Origin of the sequence: Pedobacter frigidisoli (assembly GCF_032678525.1) — a bacterium.
In the GTDB taxonomy this organism is placed as follows: Bacteria; Bacteroidota; Bacteroidia; order Sphingobacteriales; family Sphingobacteriaceae; genus Pedobacter; species Pedobacter frigidisoli_A.
The window spans coordinates 25,656-46,538 of the sequence record NZ_JAVTSE010000009.1; the positions used below are offsets into that span (position 1 = coordinate 25,656).

Annotated in this window: 14 protein-coding genes; 2 read left to right on the top strand and 12 right to left on the bottom strand. The window is 43.7% G+C overall.

Annotated elements, in window-relative coordinates; genetic code table 11:
* Positions 1-16: 16 nt before the first annotated feature.
* The 10 genes from R2Q80_RS19690 to R2Q80_RS19735 all read right to left on the bottom strand — a co-directional run bounded on the left by R2Q80_RS19690 (position 17) and on the right by R2Q80_RS19735 (position 13,241).
* Complete coding sequence (locus R2Q80_RS19690; protein WP_316801249.1) at positions 17-664, bottom strand: hypothetical protein; 648 nt, start codon at positions 662-664, stop codon at positions 17-19.
* Positions 661-1,491 carry an ABC transporter permease gene (locus R2Q80_RS19695; protein WP_316801250.1) on the bottom strand — a complete coding sequence of 277 codons (831 nt, stop codon included), beginning with the start codon at positions 1,489-1,491 and terminating at the stop codon, positions 661-663. Before R2Q80_RS19695 ends, R2Q80_RS19690 begins: the two co-directional genes overlap by 4 nt.
* The gene (locus tag R2Q80_RS19700) at positions 1,475-2,341 is read right to left on the bottom strand and encodes an ABC transporter ATP-binding protein (RefSeq protein ID WP_316801251.1); all 867 of its coding nucleotides are present in this window, start codon (positions 2,339-2,341) and stop codon (positions 1,475-1,477) included. The genes R2Q80_RS19695 and R2Q80_RS19700 overlap by 17 nt, the downstream gene beginning before the upstream one ends.
* Positions 2,320-2,946: a hypothetical protein gene (locus R2Q80_RS19705; protein ID WP_316801252.1), complete on the bottom strand. Its 627-nt coding sequence runs from the start codon at positions 2,944-2,946 to the stop codon at positions 2,320-2,322. Before R2Q80_RS19705 ends, R2Q80_RS19700 begins: the two co-directional genes overlap by 22 nt.
* A gap of 365 nt (positions 2,947-3,311) precedes the next feature.
* Entirely contained in the window at positions 3,312-5,165 is a 1,854-nt protein-coding gene (locus R2Q80_RS19710) for a sugar-binding domain-containing protein (RefSeq protein WP_316801253.1), read from the bottom strand.
* A gap of 65 nt (positions 5,166-5,230) precedes the next feature.
* Positions 5,231-6,310, bottom strand: a complete 1,080-nt coding sequence (locus R2Q80_RS19715) for a glycoside hydrolase family 2 TIM barrel-domain containing protein (RefSeq protein WP_316801254.1) — start codon at positions 6,308-6,310, stop codon at positions 5,231-5,233.
* A gap of 1 nt (position 6,311) precedes the next feature.
* Complete coding sequence (locus tag R2Q80_RS19720; RefSeq protein ID WP_316801255.1) at positions 6,312-7,349, bottom strand: glycoside hydrolase family 43 protein; 1,038 nt, start codon at positions 7,347-7,349, stop codon at positions 6,312-6,314.
* Positions 7,350-7,405: 56 nt separating this feature from the next.
* Positions 7,406-8,110, bottom strand: a complete 705-nt coding sequence (locus tag R2Q80_RS19725; RefSeq protein ID WP_316801256.1) for a DUF3823 domain-containing protein — start codon at positions 8,108-8,110, stop codon at positions 7,406-7,408.
* Positions 8,111-8,123: 13 nt separating this feature from the next.
* Entirely contained in the window at positions 8,124-10,019 is a 1,896-nt protein-coding gene (locus R2Q80_RS19730) for a RagB/SusD family nutrient uptake outer membrane protein (RefSeq protein ID WP_316801257.1), read from the bottom strand.
* Positions 10,020-10,034: 15 nt separating this feature from the next.
* Positions 10,035-13,241: a TonB-dependent receptor gene (locus tag R2Q80_RS19735; RefSeq protein WP_316801258.1), complete on the bottom strand. Its 3,207-nt coding sequence runs from the start codon at positions 13,239-13,241 to the stop codon at positions 10,035-10,037.
* A gap of 232 nt (positions 13,242-13,473) precedes the next feature.
* Here R2Q80_RS19735 and R2Q80_RS19740 point away from each other — a divergent pair, with 232 nt between their 5' ends.
* Positions 13,474-16,647, top strand: a complete 3,174-nt coding sequence (locus R2Q80_RS19740) for a two-component regulator propeller domain-containing protein (RefSeq protein WP_316801259.1) — start codon at positions 13,474-13,476, stop codon at positions 16,645-16,647.
* The gene (locus R2Q80_RS19745) at positions 16,632-17,456 is read left to right on the top strand and encodes a response regulator (protein ID WP_316801260.1); all 825 of its coding nucleotides are present in this window, start codon (positions 16,632-16,634) and stop codon (positions 17,454-17,456) included. Before R2Q80_RS19740 ends, R2Q80_RS19745 begins: the two co-directional genes overlap by 16 nt.
* Before the next feature lie 49 nt (positions 17,457-17,505).
* On the opposite strand, the gene R2Q80_RS19750 is transcribed toward R2Q80_RS19745, so the two are convergent.
* Both R2Q80_RS19750 and R2Q80_RS19755 read right to left on the bottom strand, forming a co-directional pair.
* Complete coding sequence (locus tag R2Q80_RS19750; RefSeq protein WP_316801261.1) at positions 17,506-19,359, bottom strand: alkaline phosphatase; 1,854 nt, start codon at positions 19,357-19,359, stop codon at positions 17,506-17,508.
* The gene (locus R2Q80_RS19755) at positions 19,353-20,876 is read right to left on the bottom strand and encodes a RagB/SusD family nutrient uptake outer membrane protein (RefSeq protein ID WP_316801262.1); all 1,524 of its coding nucleotides are present in this window, start codon (positions 20,874-20,876) and stop codon (positions 19,353-19,355) included. The genes R2Q80_RS19750 and R2Q80_RS19755 overlap by 7 nt, the downstream gene beginning before the upstream one ends.
* Between the last annotated feature and the right edge of the window lie 7 nt (positions 20,877-20,883).

A 20,883-nucleotide genomic window follows, 5' to 3' on the forward strand; every position in this document is an offset into this window, starting at 1 on the left:
ACAATGATATTTGGGGTTAATTGATAACATAATCCCTGATCTGCATCTTAATCTTACCGGTTTTTGTTTCCATACTTTTCATTTTCTTGCGATCGATGGTCGTCCCCTTCCCCATGAAATTAAGCGGGATCTTCAGTTTTTCTATGGCAAAACTGGCTTCAACATAATTTGGAAGCACATCTTTTGGCGTAATATACCTCATCAAAAGACTGTATGAGCCTTCCTTCTTCGTATTGATATCAAGCGCAGCAATCTGCAAAGCCTTGCTGTCCATATAAATGGTTGCCAGCGCCATTTCCGATGCAGGTGTAGTCGGGATCACATTGATCACTTTTAAACGCTGTCCGTTTCTTTGCTCCACTCCCCTGTCTACCGTAATAAAAGGATATTTAAAAATCTCAGCCAGCGAAAAATCAAGTCCCCTTTTAGGTAGCATCACAAAATCTTTCGAAGTAAATTCCATCCTCTTGCCCACAGCATATACTACTCTTGCTTTTTTTGTCGGCATATTGATAAAAGGAACATCAAGATCCAGAATAATATTCGCAGAGAACCTCTTCACCGCGTCCATCTTTTTTTTAATCGCCAGAAGATCACCGTCAATCTGTTGTGCAGCAACCAGCTGAGGAAGCACTAAAATGAATAATATAATCTTTCTGATCATCCGATATCGTTTTTATGGAATATATAAATCCCCAGACCGCCGAAGCCCAGGGTGTATAGCAGCAGCATCAGGTTATTCACAAACACCTGAAACCAGTCAGGCTCGTAAGCAAAAAGCTGTTGCCAGCTGTCTATGAGCTTTGGAAAAAAAAATTGATTGATCACCTCAGCACCAAAGTCTACCTTCAGCAACAAAGTAGTGATGATTAAAAAAAGCGCCGAAGCAATCCAGGTTTTCGACGCTTCCTTAATCATTACCGCGAGCGACAAACTGATTACAGCATAAAAAATCATAGATACCGCGCCGGAAGCAAAGGCCCAGCAAATCCGGTTGAAAGCATCTGCAGCCGTAAAAAAATTCAAGGTGCCCAGATATACCACCAGGTCGCCATTGCCGAATATGGAATAGGCCAGCACAAAAGTACTCAGCATCATAAATACAATCACAAAAACTGTAAATACGATAGCCGTGATATATTTCGCAGCCATAAATTTCCATTTATCAACAGCCTGCAACATCACCGTTTGTATCGTACCGTCTTTGTATTCATCGGTAACCAGACCCGATGTTACGATCATCAGAATCAGCGGCAAGTTGAACCACAACGAATTCAATACAATGTACATCATCAGGTTTCCGTTCAGTAAGCTGCCTTCAAAATAAAATGACTGCTTCAGGTTATCAAGCAACAAATCAAGAATGGTACTACCCTGGTAATAAGCAGTGAATAAAATCAATGATTCGATAACGAGAATGGCACCGAATGCATAATAGGTTTTGCTCTGCCTGATGAGCTTCGTCCATTCGGCTTTAAGCAGTAATCGCATCTTTTTTGGTTTTGTTAAGTTCTTCAAGCGTAATCACCGGCAGGCAGGCCGTAACCTGTATGCCTTCATCTAAAAGGTTTCTAAGCAGCCCGGGAACCTCTTCCGCCCGGCAGCTGACCTTTGCATCATTGGGGCCAAATTCAACAACAAAATCTTGCAGCGTCTTCGACGAAGCGATATTCCTGGCCGAAATACTATAACTGGTGATATGAGCTTCAATAAGGCTTTGCGTCTGACCGTGATTGACAATCCTCCCCTGCTCAATGATATAAAGCGTGTCGCAGCACCTTGTAATTTCACCCATCATGTGCGAGGAAAGTAAAACGGCTATGCGTTCTTCCCTGGCCAGCTTCACAATCAGACTGATTAAATCGGTTACACCAACAGGATCAAGCCCGGAGAAGGGCTCATCCAGTACCAGACATTCAGGATGATTGATCAAAGCGATGGCGATACCCAACCGCTGTTTCATACCCAGCGAGAAATTTCTCACCGGATCTTTCCGGTCAACCGGTAAACCTACTTTCAATAATATTTCGTTAACGGCTTCAGCCGAAGTAGAAGCACCCTGAATACCAGCGAAAATGCGGATATTATCCTGCGCATTCAGGTAAGGATACAACCCTGGTCGCTCAATAATCCCACCCACAGGCTTTCTTCGGTTGGAATCAATGCTTAAAGTGCCGCTATCAGGTTTAATAAGCCCGCACAGAATTCTGAAAAGGGTCGTTTTACCGGCACCATTCCTACCTAGTAAACCACAAATCTGCCCCGCAGCGATATCTATAGATACCTCTTCAAGCGCTACCGCTGAAGGATAGCGTTTACTTAATTTTTTTCCGCTAAGCATGTAGGTGTAGATTGATGACGTTGATACAGCTGATGGAAATCAAACTTCGGTGCATAATACTTCTCTAAAAAGGTACGGGAAAGAAAAGACCGCTTGAAAAGAAACAAGGGATCCTGTACCATAAACCTGGGGACAAAATGATACCACCTGATCCCCATTCTTTCATAAAAAGAGCTCACCTGCTGCTGAAGCCCCAGTTCGGCAGCAGCAACCAGAAAGGCCGAACGCTGACATTTCGACCCCATATACGGATAGGCCATCCGGGGATTAAAGCCGTGAAGGAAAAGATTATCTTTGATACGTTTATAATTCTGAAACCGCGACCAGCCATCCATCACCACCAGAAAGATGTGACTAAAGGCAAAAAGAACCGATCCTGCCCAGAAGATAGTAAGAAAGAAGTTCCCCTCCTGATAAGAACTACTCAGGCTGGTATAGTAGAGCCAGGATTCGAAAACAAAAATGATAAGCGAAAGGTGTAATAGCAATCCAACATTCCAGTAGGAACGTAAAATATGTGGCTGTTTGGGTAATGCTGAAAAATCTATAGCTGAATGCTCAAAAGCAGCTGGTATAGGGTGCTGAAAATAATGTTGTTCTATCACTAATCAATTAAAAATAGGCCGGCATATTTCATGGGGATGAAGCAAAAACCCATGAGCAAAGCTGACTAAGGGCCAATATAGCGATTAAGGAGATTTATTGCAGAATCATCTTCATCATGTTACATTTTACCGGTGCTTAACGACCTTCGTCGTCACATAACAGCCGTTTGTCGATGAATGATGCACAAATGATTGGTTCTGAATTTTATAATACTATATTTACGGAAGTAAGGGGTGAGAGCCTTACATCAACAAAAGTTGAGAGCGTTAATTTAGATTTGGGTAGCTACTATGTAGCTGCCCATTTTTTTTCAACAAAAAACCGCTACACCAAAAGTGTAACGGCCCTAACAACTAAACCAAAATTACTTCCTCAGTTCCACAGGAACCTCATAAAGTTTGCTGTGGATTTCCTTCATTTTCGCTTCCGGAAACTTAATTACTTTTCTGTCGTAAGTCATAAACCCATTGGTTTCCACTTCAACATCAGTCGTTTGCGTGTAAACCCCTGCCGACAATCCCACTTTAATTAAATCCTGTAAACGGTTTACAAATTCCGAATACTTATTAAAAAGATCGGTGGTATTCTGAAAACTCTGGTAGCCCCAGTTATTCTTCTGCTGCCATACATGACCGTCAACAGGAAGCCCCAATCCCCCAAATTCACCCAATACCAAGGCATAGTCTTTTCCAAAATATTCCGGACTTGGCATGGCAGGATGAGGATAATTATGCAAATCGATGATATCGCCAACCGGAAAAAAGTTACCACCGCTGGCGGTATTCACCAATCGGGAAGGATCTTTTTGTTTTGTCCACTTCGCAATTTCTACCGTTTTAAACTGCCCCCAGGCCTCATTAAAAGGTGTCCAGACCACTATGGATGGCACATTATGCAGCTTCTCCATAATCTCGTTCCACTCTTTTCTGTAGTAACCTTCAGATTCAGGGCTTCTGTCTTGCTCCGTCTGATGGTCAAGTACCCCCGGACGGTTTTCCCAGCGATTTCCCAGATCGCCACTTGGCATATCCTGCCACACCAGCATACCCGCCACATCACAGTAGTAATACCATCGTGCAGGCTCTACCTTAATGTGCTTTCGGATCATATTAAAACCCATTTCTTTCGTTTTATCAATATCAAATTTCAAGGCTTGATCTGTTGGAGCAGTATATAAACCATCCGGCCACCAACCCTGATCCAAAGGGCCGTACTGGAAAACAAATTTGTTGTTAAGCAACATTCTTTCAATGCCCTGAGCATCTTTCCCCATGGAGATCTTACGCATGGCAAAATAACTTTTCACCTCATCAACTTTTTTATTTCTGGAGAGCAGCTCAACTTTAAGATCATATAAGAAAGGTGATGAAGGACTCCATAATTTGGGATTGCTGATCGTTAATTTAACAGGCGACTTACCATCACCGCTTTGTTCAGCAACTTTGGTAGTACCATCCCAGGCCGATATTTTCACCTGGTCGGCAGCAGTTCCGTTTTCTACAAATGGAATGACCTCCACCGCTTGCTGATCAAGATCAGGAGTAATCTTAATGTGATCCACATGTGCCTTGTTCACCGCCTCAATCCATACCGTTTGCCAGATACCGGTTACCGGAGTATACCAGATGCCTTCAGGCTTTTTCACCTGCTTGCCACGGGGTTGCGGGCCGTCGTCAGTAGGATCCCAAACTTCAACGGTTAAAGTCTGCGCGCCACTCCCTTTCAAAAACGGGGTAATATTGAAATAAAAGGGGTCAAAGCCCCCTTCATGTTTTCCGGCCTCCTTACCATTAATGGTTACTGTGGTACGCCAGTCTACCGCACCAAAATGCAATACAATATCCTTACCCTTCATATTCGAAGGCACGGTGAAGGTAGTTTTATACCAGAGTAAACTGTCTTTTCCAACGGTTTTACCCACACCAGAAAGTGAAGATTCCACTGCGAAGGGCACCAGAATTTTCCCCTGATTGATAGCTGGCTTCTGCGATTTTCCTGCAATGGCATAATCCCATAATCCGTTCAGGCTTTTCCAGTTGCCGCTACGTTCGAATTGCGGGCGCGGATATTCAGGCAACACGCTTTTCGGATTTACTTCAGCTGCCCAGGTGGAAGAGATTTTCCCTTCTACCGGACTCCAGGACGCCGGACTTTTTTGCTGTGCATAAAGGGACAGAGTAAGCCCGATCAGCGATAAAAATAAGGCTGTTTTTTTCATATATAGTTTCATTTGTGTGTTTTGTACTGGGATTGCCTGGCCCATTGAAATCAGCAGGCAAGCGATTATTTACTGTTCATCTTTTTAATCAGGTTTACCTCATCTAAACGATAGGGCGTACCATCGGCCTGGAAAATTTCATGAAACCATTCGATTGGATCCGAACCATCTGCCAGTGGGGTATCCCAGGCATATTTGGTATTGGTTTTACCTGCAGCAAAACCCCAGTTAATCGCACCAACATTTTCTTTTTTAAGCAAGGGCATCACGTTGGCAAAACGACTGTTTCTCGATCTGGCCATGTATTCGGTACAAATTAATGGGCGTCCACTTGCTTTCAGCAGGTCAATGGTTCTCTGGTGCCATTCCGGCGCTTCGTAATTATGGTAAGTAATGATATCTGAGTTCAGCAACTGCAAAGCATTAAGCTTATTGAAGCCCCAGTCCCATAAACCAATAGAAATCGGCTGATCAGGATTCACGGCTCTCGCCCACTCGATCACTTTAGTCAGCAATGGAATAGTCGCCTCTTTCTTACCGCTGTTACCCGGCTCATTGTATAAATCCCAAAGCAAAATACGCTTATCACTTTTAAAAGTGGTCAGCACATCCTTAACATACTTTTCATATTCCGGAAATTTCGCCTCTTCTTTAAAATCAGGATCTCCCGGGTCCTGGAGCCAGCCTGAATTATGGATGCCCGTTTTCGGTTCCGGCTGCTTGCCTATCGTTGAGCTCTTGTTCCAGCAATCATCAAAAAACACAAACATCGGGCTGATCCCGTGCTTCGCAGAGATGCTCAAAAACTGATCTACCCGTTTTTTAAAACCTGCCGGATCCTGACTCCAGGCCTTGCTATACAAAAACACTCTCATGGTATTGAAACCAATACCTTCTGCCCAGCCCAGTTCCTTGTCAATTAAGCCGGGAGAAAAGGTATCAGACTGCCACATCTCCAGTTGATTAATGGCATTTGAAGGAATATAATTTGAACCTGAGAGCCACCTGTGCTGCGCGTACCAGGCATTTGCCTTCTCAACCGACCATACTTTCCCCGGCTCTCCCACCTTTTTGTTCTTTTGCGCAAAGCTTGTACTAAAAGCCAGTGCAAGGCATAAAATAATCGCGTAGTTTTTTAATTTCATATCACTTATCTGTTTTTAATTTTGTTGATGGCGAGCTGATGGCTTCACCTTTTTTTACCGGGATACCAAAGTTCGGTGTTCCATCAGCGTTCCACGTAAATTTCTGTGCTCTTGGAGATCGAAAACCACCGCAGCCCTGGCCCGGCTGATCATTGGCATGGTATAAAATCCAGTCCTCCTTGCCGTCTGGCGACTTAAAGAAAGAGTTATGCCCGGGTGCATACACACTGTTTGCTACCGATCGCTGAAATACGGGCTGGCTAGATTTTGTCCACGAAGCGGGGTCGAGCAGACTGCCGGATAACGAAGCAGTCAGCGTACCCAGTGCATAAAAATCAGTCCAGCAGCCACTTGCCGAGTACACAATAAAAATCTTATCCCCATGGATCAAAAACTGTGGGCCCTCGTTTACATCAACGTGTTCCCCATGTCCCAGGTCGCCATTTTTTTCCCATTCATATTTTGGGCTTGAAATCTTCACCCGCTTCCCATCCACCGTCCAGGGGTTTTTGAGTTTTGCAATAAAAATCTCCTGTTTCCCGTTAACATCGCCTTCCCATCCCGACCAGATCATGTATAGCTGCCCTTTAATGTCAACCACATCGCCATCAATGGCCCATTTATCTGCCGGATCGGATACCTTGCCCTTAAACAACCATTCACCTTCCATCGGGTCTGCGGAACTGTTCTCCAATACATACAGGCGGTGGTTTTCATTCTTCCCGTCATCGGCAGCAAAATAAGCATACCATTTGCCACGGATAAACATCACCTCTGGCGCCCAGATTTCCTTCGAGTACGGGCTATTGGCAGGTGCTTTCCAGATGGTTTTATGTGCAGCTGTTTTCAAACCCTCAATGGTTTTACTCTTCCAGAGGTCGATCCTGTTTCCCGTAGTATGGGTATAGTAATAAAAACCACCTTTATAAAAACTGTAAGGATCAGCTCCCGAGGGCAGCAATGGGTTGGTAAAGGTTTGAGCCCATGATAAGTGGGAACCAATGGCCAGTAACAAAATCAGGATATACTTCATCCTCATAATAATAATAATAATGTATTAAATTTGAGCGTAGCAGGCTACGCTCAAAAGTTCGATTAGAACGATAATTTGTTTACCTGCGTGAATAACAGATCATCCACCCCAGCTATTTTGACGCCTATTCTCGCAAAAAGATAGTTTTGTGTAGGAACCATTGTTGGAATGTTAACCGACATGCTTAAATTATTCAGGTCTGCAATTGCGGCACCTGATAACTCCTGTATACCATTATTATTACTACCATCTACAAACTGTGTTTTATTGGTATAAAGTATTACTTTTTCAATACTCTTCCCGTTAGCGGCATCTGTAATGATCTTTTCCAGTTTACAGCTTGCATTGACTTTGCCTGCTGCAACAGCAAACACCGGCGTACGGATCATATAATATGGCGTAACTTCAATATCCAGAACCTTACTGCCACTGATGTTTACCGCAATACTATCCTGCCTGCCGGCAGCGTTTTTCTTCCATAAAAACGGACCCTGGTTTTCAGAAAATACCAAACGGTAATTGCCGTCGAATAATTTAGCGGAAAAGCTACCATCCTGAGCCACAGAAACGCGGATAGCAGAGTTATTTCCAAATCCTGATTGCCAGAGTTCAAAGGGTACCTGATTAAATTCTACTGGAATGGCTTCACCGCGGTAAACAATTCGCCCGGTAAAGTCTGCTGCCGGCGCATCAAAATTATCTTTCTTACATGCAGAAAGAAAAAGTACAACAAACGCAGCTATGATGAAATATTTACTATTTTTCATGTTTAATATCTGATTACTGATTAGGATTTCTGACAATTTTTGGATTACCGTTTAGTACTCCCTGAGGAATCATAGAGTAGTAATTACCCAGGCGGAAACGATGCGCCGCAGTTACCCTACTGGGTTTGATTACCTTAAAAATATATTTACCGTTGTTTACATTTCCAGGGTTATAATATTTGTATGGCCACAAACCGAAAACCTGTGTACTGGTTCTGGTAGCGCTTCCGATATTTGTAGCATTAATAAAATCTGTAGTCGACATGTTGCTTCCATTCCACACTTTATCAGCAATTCTCCAGCGTTTCATGTCCCAAAGTTCATGCCCTTCAAAAGCCAGTTCTACTTTGCGTTCATGCACAATTCGGTCGAAACTGATATTGGCAGCCGTCAAAGCTGTTGTTAAACCGGCACGATCGCGAACAGGTTTCATGTATTGAGCAGCCGTTGCCGCATCACCCAACTCGAAGGCTGCTTCTGCTGCATTCAGTAAAACTTCTGCATAACGGTAACGAACCCACCATACTTCACTCCTTGTACCAATCTGGCCGGAACCGGGTGCCGGATCAAGATATTTACGTACATAAAACCCCGATTGGGCACTGAACTCCAGTCCATCTACCGGGCCATCCCCTCCTACTACCTGAACTGAACCAGTAATGCCAGGCAAAACATTATCCCTGGTTTGTGCAAACGCATTACCGGTAACAATAGAACCGTCTCCGAGTTGATAGCCTGCCCATATATCCACAGTTTTACTTTTAAACTGACTGCCGGGAAGAATTACCGTACCTGCTAAACGGGCATCCCTGCCTGCAAAAATATCACCAATATTAGTATAGTAAATCGCGTTACCCGAACCATCAACTGATGCCAGTGAGGCGTAGGTATTGTCCAGTTTCTCGAACGACTGTACCAGGTTGAGTGAAGGATTTAAACGTCCGCCCTGAGCCTCTTCCGCTGAAGAACGGGGCTGATTGTCGATGGTGAAACCATGGGTTCTATTGGTTTTAAGCTTATAATCTTTTACAAAAATCACTTCCGGATTATTGGCTTTATCTGTAAATAACGAAGCAAAGTTTTCTGATAAATTCGGGTTTTTGGTATACAATGAATATTTACCGCCGTTAATCAGCTCCTTCGCCGCGTTAAGCGCTTTTGTATAATAGCCGCTGGCAGCAGATGCAGGAATCCCTACTTCTCCTCCAGGCAAGCTCAGCTGTGAATAGCCATATTTCGCAGACGACGCGGCATATAGCGCTGCTCTTGCTTTCATAGCCAACGCTGCACCTTTTGTAGCTCTGGCTTTCTGACCACCATCATCTGGCAGAATAGACTTGATCGCCTCCAGCTCGGCAATTACGAAATCGTAAACTTCCGATTCTTTAGCCCTTGGAAACTGCAGGTACTCAGGATTACCACTATAGTCATACTCCAAAGGCACAGTGATAATGGGCACTCCCCCCATTCTTTTCACCATTTCAAAGTATACCCCTGCCCTGATAAACCTCGCCTCAGCAATGAGTCTCGCTTTATCTGCCGCAGCCAGCTCGGTAGCTTCTTCTCCACGTTTCAGAAACAAATTTAGCTGACGGATATATCCGTAATCCCAGTAATTCCAGCTGTCGTAATTGTAATCGATGTTCTGGTGACGGAAATAATCGCCGCCTGCAGAGGCAAAACCTTCATCGAAATCGGCAAACAACCACCATGATTCGGTGCGCTGGAAATCAGGAAAAGTGTCATAAAGGTCACCAAGTACCGACAATACCAGATTTGGATCCTTCCAAACGGCATCAACGGCCAGGGTACTCGTGGGTTTTTTGTCCAGAAAATCTGAATCTTTTTTACATGACTGGGCAAAGCTTAATACCGCTACTGCCGCTAATGTATATATGTATTTTTTCATGTGATTAACGTTTTATTACAGCGTAATTTTCGCTCCGATGTTTACAAATTTGTTCTGAGGGTACTGCAGTCCGTTATCATCTGCAATTTCAGGATCAACACCATATTCCTTTAAGTTATCGATAGAAAACAGATTGTATCCGTTAACATAAATCCTGGCGTTTTGTATTTTAACCTTCTCTAACCATTTCTTTGGCAAGGTGTAGCCAATTTCCAGGGTACGGGCACGTAAGTATTTTACGTTGTGCAACCAGAAGGTTGAATTTTTATTATAGTTACTGTGTGTGCCATCATTGAAACGCAACGCAGGGTACTTTCCGGCAACCCAGGGGCTGTTCAAATTAAACGGATCTGTACGGTGCCAGCTGTCATCAGCAAAGTTTTGCAATAAAGCACCGTTATTCTGGAAAGCCCAGCGCTGCTCCCAGTTCTGGTTCCAGGAATACATTGAACCTCCTGAAAAGTCGGCTGTAAAATCGAAGTTTTTATAAGATCCCCCAAGGGTAAATCCAAAGCCCATATTCGGCTGACCGGTTGTGGTATAACCAATAGGGCGTTGATCTAAGTCGTCAATTACACCATCGCTATTCTGATCTTTGTATATCAAATCTCCTGGTAAAAGGGTACGGTTACCTTTCCCATCAATATTCACTTTATAGTTATTGATTTCATCGATATTCTGAAACTGACCGGTTACTTCATATCCCCAGAAAATATCTGTAAAGCGGTTGGTCATGCTGTTCCGGTACTGATCCCATGAGTTTCCAAAACGAGGTTTGTATTGCTCCAGGTATTTTCTTCTGCTGATGGAAATATTTCCGCCTACATTGTAATTGAATTCACCAATCTTATCCCGATAGTTTAAAGAGAACTCCGCACCATACTGTGCGTCGCTTTCCAGATTTTCACGACTCAGATCATACCCCAATTCAGCAGGAACAGCTACATCGTTCTTTAATGCCGGAAGTCCTGTTCTTTTTCTGTAGAAATAATCTGCTGTACCCGAAAGTTTACTGTTGAACATACTGAAATCAAGCCCTATATCTGTAATGCGGCTTTCAAACCAGGATAGATTATTAATGATAGGTCCCTTATCACGTGAGGTGGTGATGTTACGCCCATCCAGAATTACACTCCCCTGATTATAGCGATATCCTGGTAAATAAGCAAAAGGATCAAGTCCGTCAATATTATCATCTCCCAAAACGCCGTAAGATGCACGGAGTTTCAAATCATTTAAAACAGTAGATTCGCCTAACAGGTTCTTCACGAATTTCTCCTGAGTAATTCTCCAACCTATTGATGCAGATGGGAAATAACCTACACGTCTGTCTGGCGCAAATTTCCAGGATGCATCTCTACGACCAGATAGTTCTAAATAATACCGGTTGTCGTAGTTGTAATTTAGTCTGGCCACATAACCTAAGCGGGCTTCTTCATCTTGTATATCTGCATAATCCTGTCCGTCAAGATCGGCAAACTGCAATACCGGCAATACATTGGTTTGGGGTACCGCATGCTGGAAAGTATAAGTCCTGAACCTGTCCAAACGTTCTGCTACCAATACACCGCCTACGGTATGTTTACCGAAAGTGCGGTTATAATTGGCCTGTATCTGGTAGGTATTGGTATAAATCTTTTCTGTTCTCCGCTCACGGTAAGGATTTGAACTCCCTACCCGTTTTTCATAAATACCGGTTGTCGAGTTGTAATGGTACACATCGTAAGTGTATTCATGGCCATTAATCAGGTTATCGGCAATGTAGTAGGAGTATAATCCTTTTATTTCCAGTCCTTTTATCGGGGTATCATAAGAAGCGGTAAGATTAGTTTGTAATACCCTCCAGTCAGACCTCCAGTAGCCACTCAAAGCCTTGCTTTGTACAGCAAACTGTTCTGTATTGTGCCCGATATCATTAGGGTAATTGGGGTTTCCATTGGCATAAGCCTGTTCAAGCGGCGTATTCCTGAATAGGGCAAATCTCGCAGCGAAGTAATCGTCACCTCCAGGTACACCAGGCTGGTCGCGGGTTTCTATCCTGCCATTAATCAGCATCCCTACTTTGAACCGGTCGGTAATTTTGGCCTCAATGTTACTTTGAATATTCGTTCTGTTGAAATCAAATTCCCGCGACGTTCCAAAAACCCCTTTTTGGTCAAGGCGCGTGGCAGAGAAATAATAGTTCAGCTTATCTGTACCTCCCGATGCATTCAGATTAACAGAGTACTGAGGGGCATTTGGCGCAATAATAATATCTTTCCAATTCTGGCTCTGAAAGCCCGGATCGGTACCCACACGCCATTGCTCAATTTCTTTCTGGGTTACGCCTGTTGTTCCACTCTGATTAAGCTCTGCAATGGCCTTACCCAAAATCCATTGATAAGCATCAGAGGTTTCCGGAAAGCGTGACCAGTTCTGCCATCCCGTATAGGCATCCACAACAAAAGTGTTGCGGCTGTTGGTCTTTCCTCTTTTTGTAGTCACTAAAACTACCCCATTTGAAGCCCGGCTGCCATAAATCGCGGCCGAAGCATCTTTAAGTACACTGATACTTTCGATATCATTCGGCGAAATGTTGTTGAACTGACCGGCATCCTGCTGAATCCCGTCAATTACATATAATGGATTCCCCATGTTACGGATCTGGATATTTGCCGATGCACCGGGCCTGCCATCAGGCATTCTAAATGACACACCAGGCAGTTTACCTGCTAAACCGGTACTTACGGTAGAACCGCCATGTACTTTCTCGAAATCTTTGCTGGTAATGGTTGCAATTGATCCGGTAATGGCTTCTTTCTTTTGGGTGTTGTAGCCCACCACCACTACTTCAGTTAAATCATTTTTGGTAGGTACCAGTTTTACATTCAGGGTAGAGCGGCCATTCAGCAATACTTCCTGACTGTCATAGCCTACATAAATAAATACCAGTGTGGCATTTTTGTCGGCTACCTGAATCCTGAACTTTCCGTTTCCATCGGTAGTTGTGCCAACGGTAGTGCCTTTCACCTTGATGCTGGCGCCAACCACTGTGGCGCCCGTCTCATCGGTAATCGTACCGGTAACCGTTCCAGGTTCTTGTGCACTCAGCTGAAGCGACAACAGCGCTAAAGCAAATGAGCTTAAAATAAAAGGGAGTAATCTGCGCTTCAGAAAGAATTTCACAAAGAAACTTCTAAAGCAGCCTGAGTCTACGCCATAGGAGTATACACTTCTTTTCATATAGGTTAGTGATTTGGTTAGTTTTAAGAGTTAAATGGTTTTAGTTCATTCAAATCATATTCAAAGATTGTGTTTTTAGACGCTAGGGTGATTGCTGTTTTGTATCATAATTTCTCCAATTTGTCTCGTTTTAAAAATAACCTTACCTCATTCATATTGGCACAATAAAAACGTTTTAGGTTGTACGCTAAAGAGATGTTTAATATATTTGATGTACTGACCAAAGCACTCATTGAAAAGACTAATCATCATCATCCTTATTGTATGTTTCACCAGAATATTGGTGGCACAGCCCTATTACTTCAGGCGCTATCAGGTCGAAAATGGCTTATCCAACAATACCGTTTTCTGCACTGCACAGGATGACAAGGGCTTTATGTGGTTTGGAACAAAAGACGGACTTAACCGCTTTGATGGTTATTCCTTTAAAACCTACCGACATGATCCGGAACGCAAGGGCAGTTTAGGAAATGATTTGATTTACGCCGTTCACGTTGATCAGCAAAATACTTTGTGGACAGGCACCAATGACGGTATATTTGAATATAAGCCTTCAACGGAAAGTTTCCTCCCTTTGGCAGAAACAAAAGGAATGCGGATTATCGACATGATTAGTGACCACACCGGCAACCTGTGGTTTACGTCGTCATTTAAGCTGTATCGCTATAATAAATTGGCCCGAAAATTATATAGTTTCAGCAAGGAAGTAAATTTTGATGCGTCGGCCCTGATGCTTTCAGCAAGCGGACAGGTATGGGTAAGTACCGGGAGGGGAACCGTAGAATGCTATGATGTCAAAACCAATAGTTTTAAAAGCTACAGCGTTAATGGAAACAATCAAAAACCCGAGTATGGCTGGGTATCCAAAATGGTTGAAACTAAAAGGGGATTGCTCTTAATTGGCACAACCAACCAGGGGCTCAAATTACTCAATCCCGTTACGCATCAATCGCAAAGCATCATCACCCTCAACGACGATAAAACTCCGGTTTTTGTTCGGGATATTAAACAAACCGCAGCAAATGAATTCTGGATCGGAACGGAATCAGGAATTTATATTTATAATGACCAGACTGGTAAAATTATCAACCTCAGGAAGCAGTATAACAACGATTACTCATTAAGCGATAATGCCATTTATACGATTTTCAAAGATCGGGATGGTGGCGTGTGGACAGGCTCCTACTTTGGCGGCGTGAATTATTACTCTACCCACACCTCCTTATTTACCAAATATTTTCCACAAAAGGCCAGTAACTCCATCAGTGGAAATGATGTCAGGGAAATTACGAAAGACGATAAGGGAAACTTCTGGATCGGAACGGAAGATGCCGGATTGAACAAACTCAATCCTAAAACCGGTATATTCAAACATTTCCTGCCAGATGGCAAAAAAGGAAGCATCTCCTATGCCAATATTCATGGCTTGCTGGTGGATGAGGATAAGCTTTGGGTAGGAACCTTCGAACATGGCCTTGACCTCTTCGACCTTAAAACCGAGCAGGTAATCAAACACTATCAGGCTGGTGTGGGCAATAGGTTGCGGACCAACTTTATCGTAACCTTTTGCAAAACCAGAAAGGGCCAAATTATTGTGGCCACTATCAATGGTATTTATGAATATAACCGGAAAACCGATGACTTTGAACCCATCCCCGGTTTGCCTTTTCTCTTCTATGATTCCTTAATTGAAGATCCTGCGGGGAACATCTGGGCGGGAAGCTTTAATGATGGGGTTTTCAGGTTCAATCTGAATCAAACAGGTTTCACAAACTTTAGAAACGATCCGGACAATCCAGTCTCCATCAGCCACAATACCATAAACAGCATTTTTGTGGATAGCCAGAACAATATCTGGGTAACCACTGATGGCGGCGGCTTGTGCCGCTATTATCCAAAAACAAACCGTTTCAGCCGCTATGGCCTCAAAAACGGTTTCCCGAGTAATTACCTCTTCAGAATTCAAGAAGATTACACACATAAATTCTGGATCAGCAGCACACGCGGACTCATCCATTTCGATCCGCAATCAGGCATGAGCAAAACTTATTCTAAAACCAACGGGCTACTTACCGACCAGTTTAATTATAGCTCGGCTTACAAAGACATTAACGGCCAGATGTATTTTGGAAGTGTAAAAGGACTGATCAGTTTTGATCCCCACGCCTTCACACCTAACACCATCGAAACACGGGTATTTTTAACAGGTTTTCAGGTCAACGGCCCGGAAAACAGCGCCAGCTCAAAAGATCCGGTTTTTCAAAAGTCGATTATAGATACCGACACCATTACCCTCAACTTCGACCAGTCCTCTTTCAGCATCGACTTTGCGGCCTTGAGTTACCAGTCGCCCGAAATGACGGAATACGCCTATAAAATGACAGGTTTGTACAAAGATTGGGAATACCTTAAAACCAACAGAAAGGTGTACTTCACCAAACTGGCCCCGGGAAGCTACACACTCGAAGTGAAAGCACTTTTAGAAGGTAGCAGCACCTGGAGCACAAAAAACGTAAAACTGCTGATCAGGGTGTTGCCCCCTTTTTACCTGAATACCTGGGCCTACCTGATTTATATCGCCCTGAGCGCCGCAGTCATTCTCATCTTAGTGAGAAGGTACCATAGGAAAATACAGCTGAAGAACAGCATGCGGATGGAAGCATTCGAACATGAGAAACAGAAAGAAGTTTACCAGGCCAAGATTGAGTTTTTCACCAATGTTGCCCATGAAATCAGAACGCCGTTAACCCTCATCATTGGTCCGATGGAAAAACTGATTAAACAGGCAAAAGATGTGCCCGCCATTGAAAAAAACCTGCGGATTATGGACAGAAACACCGACCGGCTGCTCAAACTGACCAATCAGTTGCTCGACTTCAGAAAAACGGAAACCAGCGGCTTTTCTTTGAATTTCGTACAGTCGAACATCACAGAAATTTTAAAAGATGTAGCGTTACAATTTCAGCCTGCTGCAGAACAAAACCAGATGAGCTGCAACCTACAGCTTCCAGAACAGCGATTAATGGCTTATATTGATGTTGAGGCCTTCTACAAAATCATGAGTAACCTCTTTGATAATGCCATAAAATATGGGAAGAGCCATGTTCAGATCGCACTTGAAACAGACGACAAAAACGGGAAATTTTATGTATGGGTTCAAAGCGACGGAAATAAAATCCCCGTAGAACTGGAAAACAAAATTTTCGAACCTTTCTTCAGGGCCAGGGAAACAGCTATCAAAACGGGTACTGGAATCGGATTGTCGATTTCACGATCGCTTGCACAGTTGCACAACGGAAAGCTCTACCTTCATCAGAATCCCGAAGGCGTTAATATCTTTGTACTGGAATTACCTGTACACCAGCTTATTGAATTCAATTTAAACGGACAATGGGAGAAACTTTAAATAAAACGGAAATACATGGGCATACCACAGCACAGCAATCTGTGATTCTGCTGGTCGATGATCATCAGGATATTCTGGATTTTATTACCGACGACCTCGAAGAAAAATACAAAGTGCTTCAGGCCAGAAACGGCATTGAGGCACTTGCCCTACTCGAAAACGAGATCGTCCACCTGATCATCAGCGATGTGATGATGCCGGAAATGAACGGCTTCGACTTCTGTGCCAAGGTAAAATCGACCCTCGAATTCAGCCACATTCCGGTGATCTTGTTAACTGCTAAAAACACCCTGCAATCAAAAATAGAAGGCCTGGAACTTGGTGCTGACGCCTATGTAGAAAAACCCTTCTCGCCAGAGTTTCTACAGGTCCAGGTATCCAGTCTGATAAAAAACAGAAATAAAATAAAGGCCTATTTATCCAGTTCACCCTTGCTCCACCTCAAAACCATGGGTTCATCCAAAGCCGACGAACTGTTTCTGGAAAAGCTGCATGAAACCATTAACAAGAACATCAGTAACCTGAATCTGGACGTGGAATTACTGGCGGAGAAGATGAACATGAGCCGCCCCACCTTGTACAGAAAAATTAAATCCATATCCGATCTGAGTCCCAACGAACTCATCAACCTCGCACGGTTAAAGAAAGCAGCAGAACTGTTAAGCGAAGGGATGATGAAGATTTACGAGATCTCTGAAGTGGTAGGATATAGTTCTCAATCGCACTTCGGCCGTAATTTCTCTAAGCAATTTGGAATGTCGCCAACCGATTACGTGCTCAGCATCAACCAGGATAAACGAAAGCTATAATTTGTTCCCGCAGATTCAAAAACTTGTCTGATCTGCGGGAAACAAACAATTACTTCAGTCCGTATGCACGGATTATTTTTTTAAAAATATGTGTATTCGGATAAACGCCGATAAAGGCATCCGAACCTGGTCCATATGCAAATACGGGAACCATGATATTAGTGTGGTCATCTGTACTGAAATTCCCGCGTACTGTTCCTTTTTTGTAGGATGCATCCAAAAGCGACAAGCCACCGGTTTCATGATCAGCCGTTACGATAACCAACGTTTCTCCATTTTCATCTGCAAACCTCAAGGCCTCGCCAACCAGGCGGTCGAAATCATGCTGCTCCGTTACGGCAAAGGGAAGATCATTTGCGTGTCCCCCATGGTCGATTTGTGCGCCTTCTGCCATAATAAAAAAGCCATTCTTATTTTTAGAAAGTAAATCAATTGTTTTCAAAAGGGATGTTTTGAGCATCTCTCCCCTGCCATCCAGTACCCTTCTCGTCACCGAATCATCCAATAGCACCACCTGCTTACCAGCATCGGATGCCACAAAGCTTTTTAAGTCCTTTTGATACACATAACCTTTCCCGTTCAGCTTTGCGATGAGTTGCTGATCCGGATTGTCAGAAAAGCTGCTGCGCCTGGAGCCTACCAGTACATCAACATGCCCGTTTATAAAGTCGGCGGCAATTTCCTTGCTCATCGACCGCTCAGTCTGATGTGCATAAAATGCCGCTGGTGTAGCATCGGTAATGTCGCCACTGCTGATAATCCCGCTCTTCACGCCATACGGAGCTAGCAGATCCGGGATGGCCTGAAGCGGTTTACCTGCCGGATCCATACTAATGTAGCGGTTATTGGTTTTACTGCCGGTGGCCATTGCTGTAGCGCCAGCAGCAGAATCTGTAAAGTCAGAGTTCGAAGCTTCGGTACGTGAAAAACCAATGCGCTTCATCTGAATCATATTCAACTGCCCAAAGTTAGCACTCAGCCCAGCCTGGATTTGCGCCAGCCCCATTCCATCGCCAATCAGCAAAATCACGTTCTTCACCTTTTTATCAATTCCATCACTTTTATAGGTGGGCTGATAGGGAATATGTCCTTTTGGATTGCTATAATCCAGCTTCGTTCTGTTCTGATAAAAATCTTTCAGCAACGCGGGATGATCTGTGCCAATCCAGTCTACGCCCATATGCTCCAGCTCTTTCCAGCTATTGGGGTTATCTTTAGTCCCCCAGAAACGGAAAGGCTTACCCAAAGCATGAACTTTTGAAATCACTGACCTCATTTTTTGGAGGTCGCCTGGTGTTGGTGTTCCCTTTCCGTTCCATACCGAATAATGCGCAATATCGTCGCTGATCATCGCCACGCGTTTAAGTTGTTCAGCATTATAATTTATTGCCGGCCTGCCGTCGAAACTAATCAGTTGCGGGTAATCTCTGAACTTTTCTGCCGGCGGCACATTTCCACTCAATACAATCCGTATGTCAGAAGGGTTTAACGCGGCATCGAAAACGGATTCGTTACCTTTCAAATCTGCCAGTAACTTCGGGATCACATGTTCATAATCTTCTTTGATATCCACCACCAGTTGTAATTTTAAACTGGCATCCGGATAAGGATGCTGGCCATTTTCCTTAAAAAAAGCCACCAGGGGGTCTATGTATAATTTCTTCAGTGTTTTCCCCGGTCTGATTTCAGTACTGTCGTGCGCCACATACAATTCACCTTTACGGTAAAAAACGTCTGCTTCTATAGATCCCATCCCCGCATAATAAGCACCAAGCAACGGGATTTGCTGCTTGTAATCGTTGTGGCTATGTCCGTTAATTACATTCAGTTTCTGCTGCGCAGAAACTGAATGTATGCCAAAACCGAATAATAAGAGACAAAGAAGTTTTTTAGTCCTTACCATCCTGCGTTTTGTTTAATTAAGCCCGAACTGTTATCTATTTCCCTTTGCGGAACTGCCCAAACATCATGTACCTGAGGATTGAAAGCCCTTGCAGGCCAGATTACTGCACCATCGAAATCATGTAACGGCTGTGCATAAACCGCTTGTGCGTCACCCCATCTCACTAAATCACGGTGGCGATCGGCCCACTCACCTGCCAGCTCATTTCTACGTTCGCGTTTTAAATCCGCCAGCGTCATTCCTGTTTTAGCTTGCAAACCTGCTCTCAGCCTGATTTTATTTAACTCAGCATCTCCAGCGCCTGCACCACTTACATTGATAGCGGCCTCTGCCTTGATCAAAAGTACTTCCGCATAGCGCATCAACGGTACATTTAAATCGGTAGTGCCATTGTCTCCGTTAGGATTAACGTGTGTCGGAATCGGATTTGCATAGGTAAAAGGCTCCATATATTTCTTAAACTGATAATTTGAAGTGGCTCCGGCATCTTTGGTAAAACTACGCTCCGCACCGAAAAACCTAAATTTATCGCCTGGTTTTAATATGGTGGCCTCACGACGCTGGTCGCCTGCCTCATAGGAATCATAAAGCTCTTTGGTTGGCAAATAATAACCCCAGCCATTATAAATGCCCCAGGCTTTATTCGTTAGCATAACACCCGGCAATTTACTTCCCCAACCGGTACCACCACCGTTAGGTGTACATACTACCGACCAGATGTATTCTTTAGACCAGTTATTTGAGGCCTTGAAAACATCGGCAAAACTAGTGGTAATTAAATCATGCTGACCGGAGTTAATCACCATATCTGCATATTTTGCTGCATTTGCATAGTCTTTCTTATAAAGATAAACTTTAGAAAGATAGGCCCATGCTGCAGTTTTGTGCGCCTTACCATAATCTGTTGCTTTCATGGTAGTGAACAAAGGAAGATTATCGGCTGCCTTAAGCAATAAGGAAATGATATAATCGTAGTTTTCGTTCACATTTTTAGCACGCCCAACCGGTATAGCCGGGTCAGCTTCAGGGGTAACAATGGGTACACCGGCCTTATCATTGCCATAATTCGCTGCAAGCTGAAAATAAACCAGCCCCGCATTGAAATAAGCATCGCCAATAATCTGCTTCTTTAAACTTTCGTCCATATTAATGGCAGGAACATTGATGATAATATCATTTGCCCGTTTAATAATGGCATAACGCATGCTCCATTGCGTCTCAGTATATCCGCCACCTATGTAGCTGCGGTTAAAATTCTTAATGTTATCGCCCTCAGGTTTGTTCCGGCCGGTAACCATATCGTCACTCGCATTGATAAACCAGAACATCCCACGCCCGTAGAAATCTTCGGCATTGTAATTTTCATACATACCCGCCTCTGCCTTGATCGCGTCTTCTTTTGTTTTCCAGAAATTCTGTGCCGATGGGGCACCTTCAGGTGCAATATCAAGTTGTTTTGTACAAGCCGTGAATACGGTTACCGCCAGTACTGCTATATATTTTAAAGATGTTTTCATTTGTTTT

Bases quoted from the DNA above. Each gene is read 5' to 3' on its own strand.
- R2Q80_RS19690 (WP_316801249.1), bottom strand. From the start codon at position 664: ATGATCAGAAAGATTATATTATTCATTTTAGTGCTTCCTCAGCTGGTT.
- R2Q80_RS19695 (WP_316801250.1), bottom strand. From the start codon at position 1,491: ATGCGATTACTGCTTAAAGCCGAATGGACGAAGCTCATCAGGCAGAGC.
- R2Q80_RS19700 (WP_316801251.1), bottom strand. From the start codon at position 2,341: ATGCTTAGCGGAAAAAAATTAAGTAAACGCTATCCTTCAGCGGTAGCG.
- R2Q80_RS19710 (WP_316801253.1), bottom strand. From the start codon at position 5,165: ATGAAAAAAACAGCCTTATTTTTATCGCTGATCGGGCTTACTCTGTCC.
- R2Q80_RS19715 (WP_316801254.1), bottom strand. From the start codon at position 6,310: ATGAAATTAAAAAACTACGCGATTATTTTATGCCTTGCACTGGCTTTT.
- R2Q80_RS19720 (WP_316801255.1), bottom strand. From the start codon at position 7,349: ATGAGGATGAAGTATATCCTGATTTTGTTACTGGCCATTGGTTCCCAC.
- R2Q80_RS19725 (WP_316801256.1), bottom strand. From the start codon at position 8,110: ATGAAAAATAGTAAATATTTCATCATAGCTGCGTTTGTTGTACTTTTT.
- R2Q80_RS19730 (WP_316801257.1), bottom strand. From the start codon at position 10,019: ATGAAAAAATACATATATACATTAGCGGCAGTAGCGGTATTAAGCTTT.
- R2Q80_RS19735 (WP_316801258.1), bottom strand. From the start codon at position 13,241: ATGAAAAGAAGTGTATACTCCTATGGCGTAGACTCAGGCTGCTTTAGA.
- R2Q80_RS19745 (WP_316801260.1), top strand. From the start codon at position 16,632: ATGGGAGAAACTTTAAATAAAACGGAAATACATGGGCATACCACAGCA.
- R2Q80_RS19750 (WP_316801261.1), bottom strand. From the start codon at position 19,359: ATGGTAAGGACTAAAAAACTTCTTTGTCTCTTATTATTCGGTTTTGGC.
- R2Q80_RS19755 (WP_316801262.1), bottom strand. From the start codon at position 20,876: ATGAAAACATCTTTAAAATATATAGCAGTACTGGCGGTAACCGTATTC.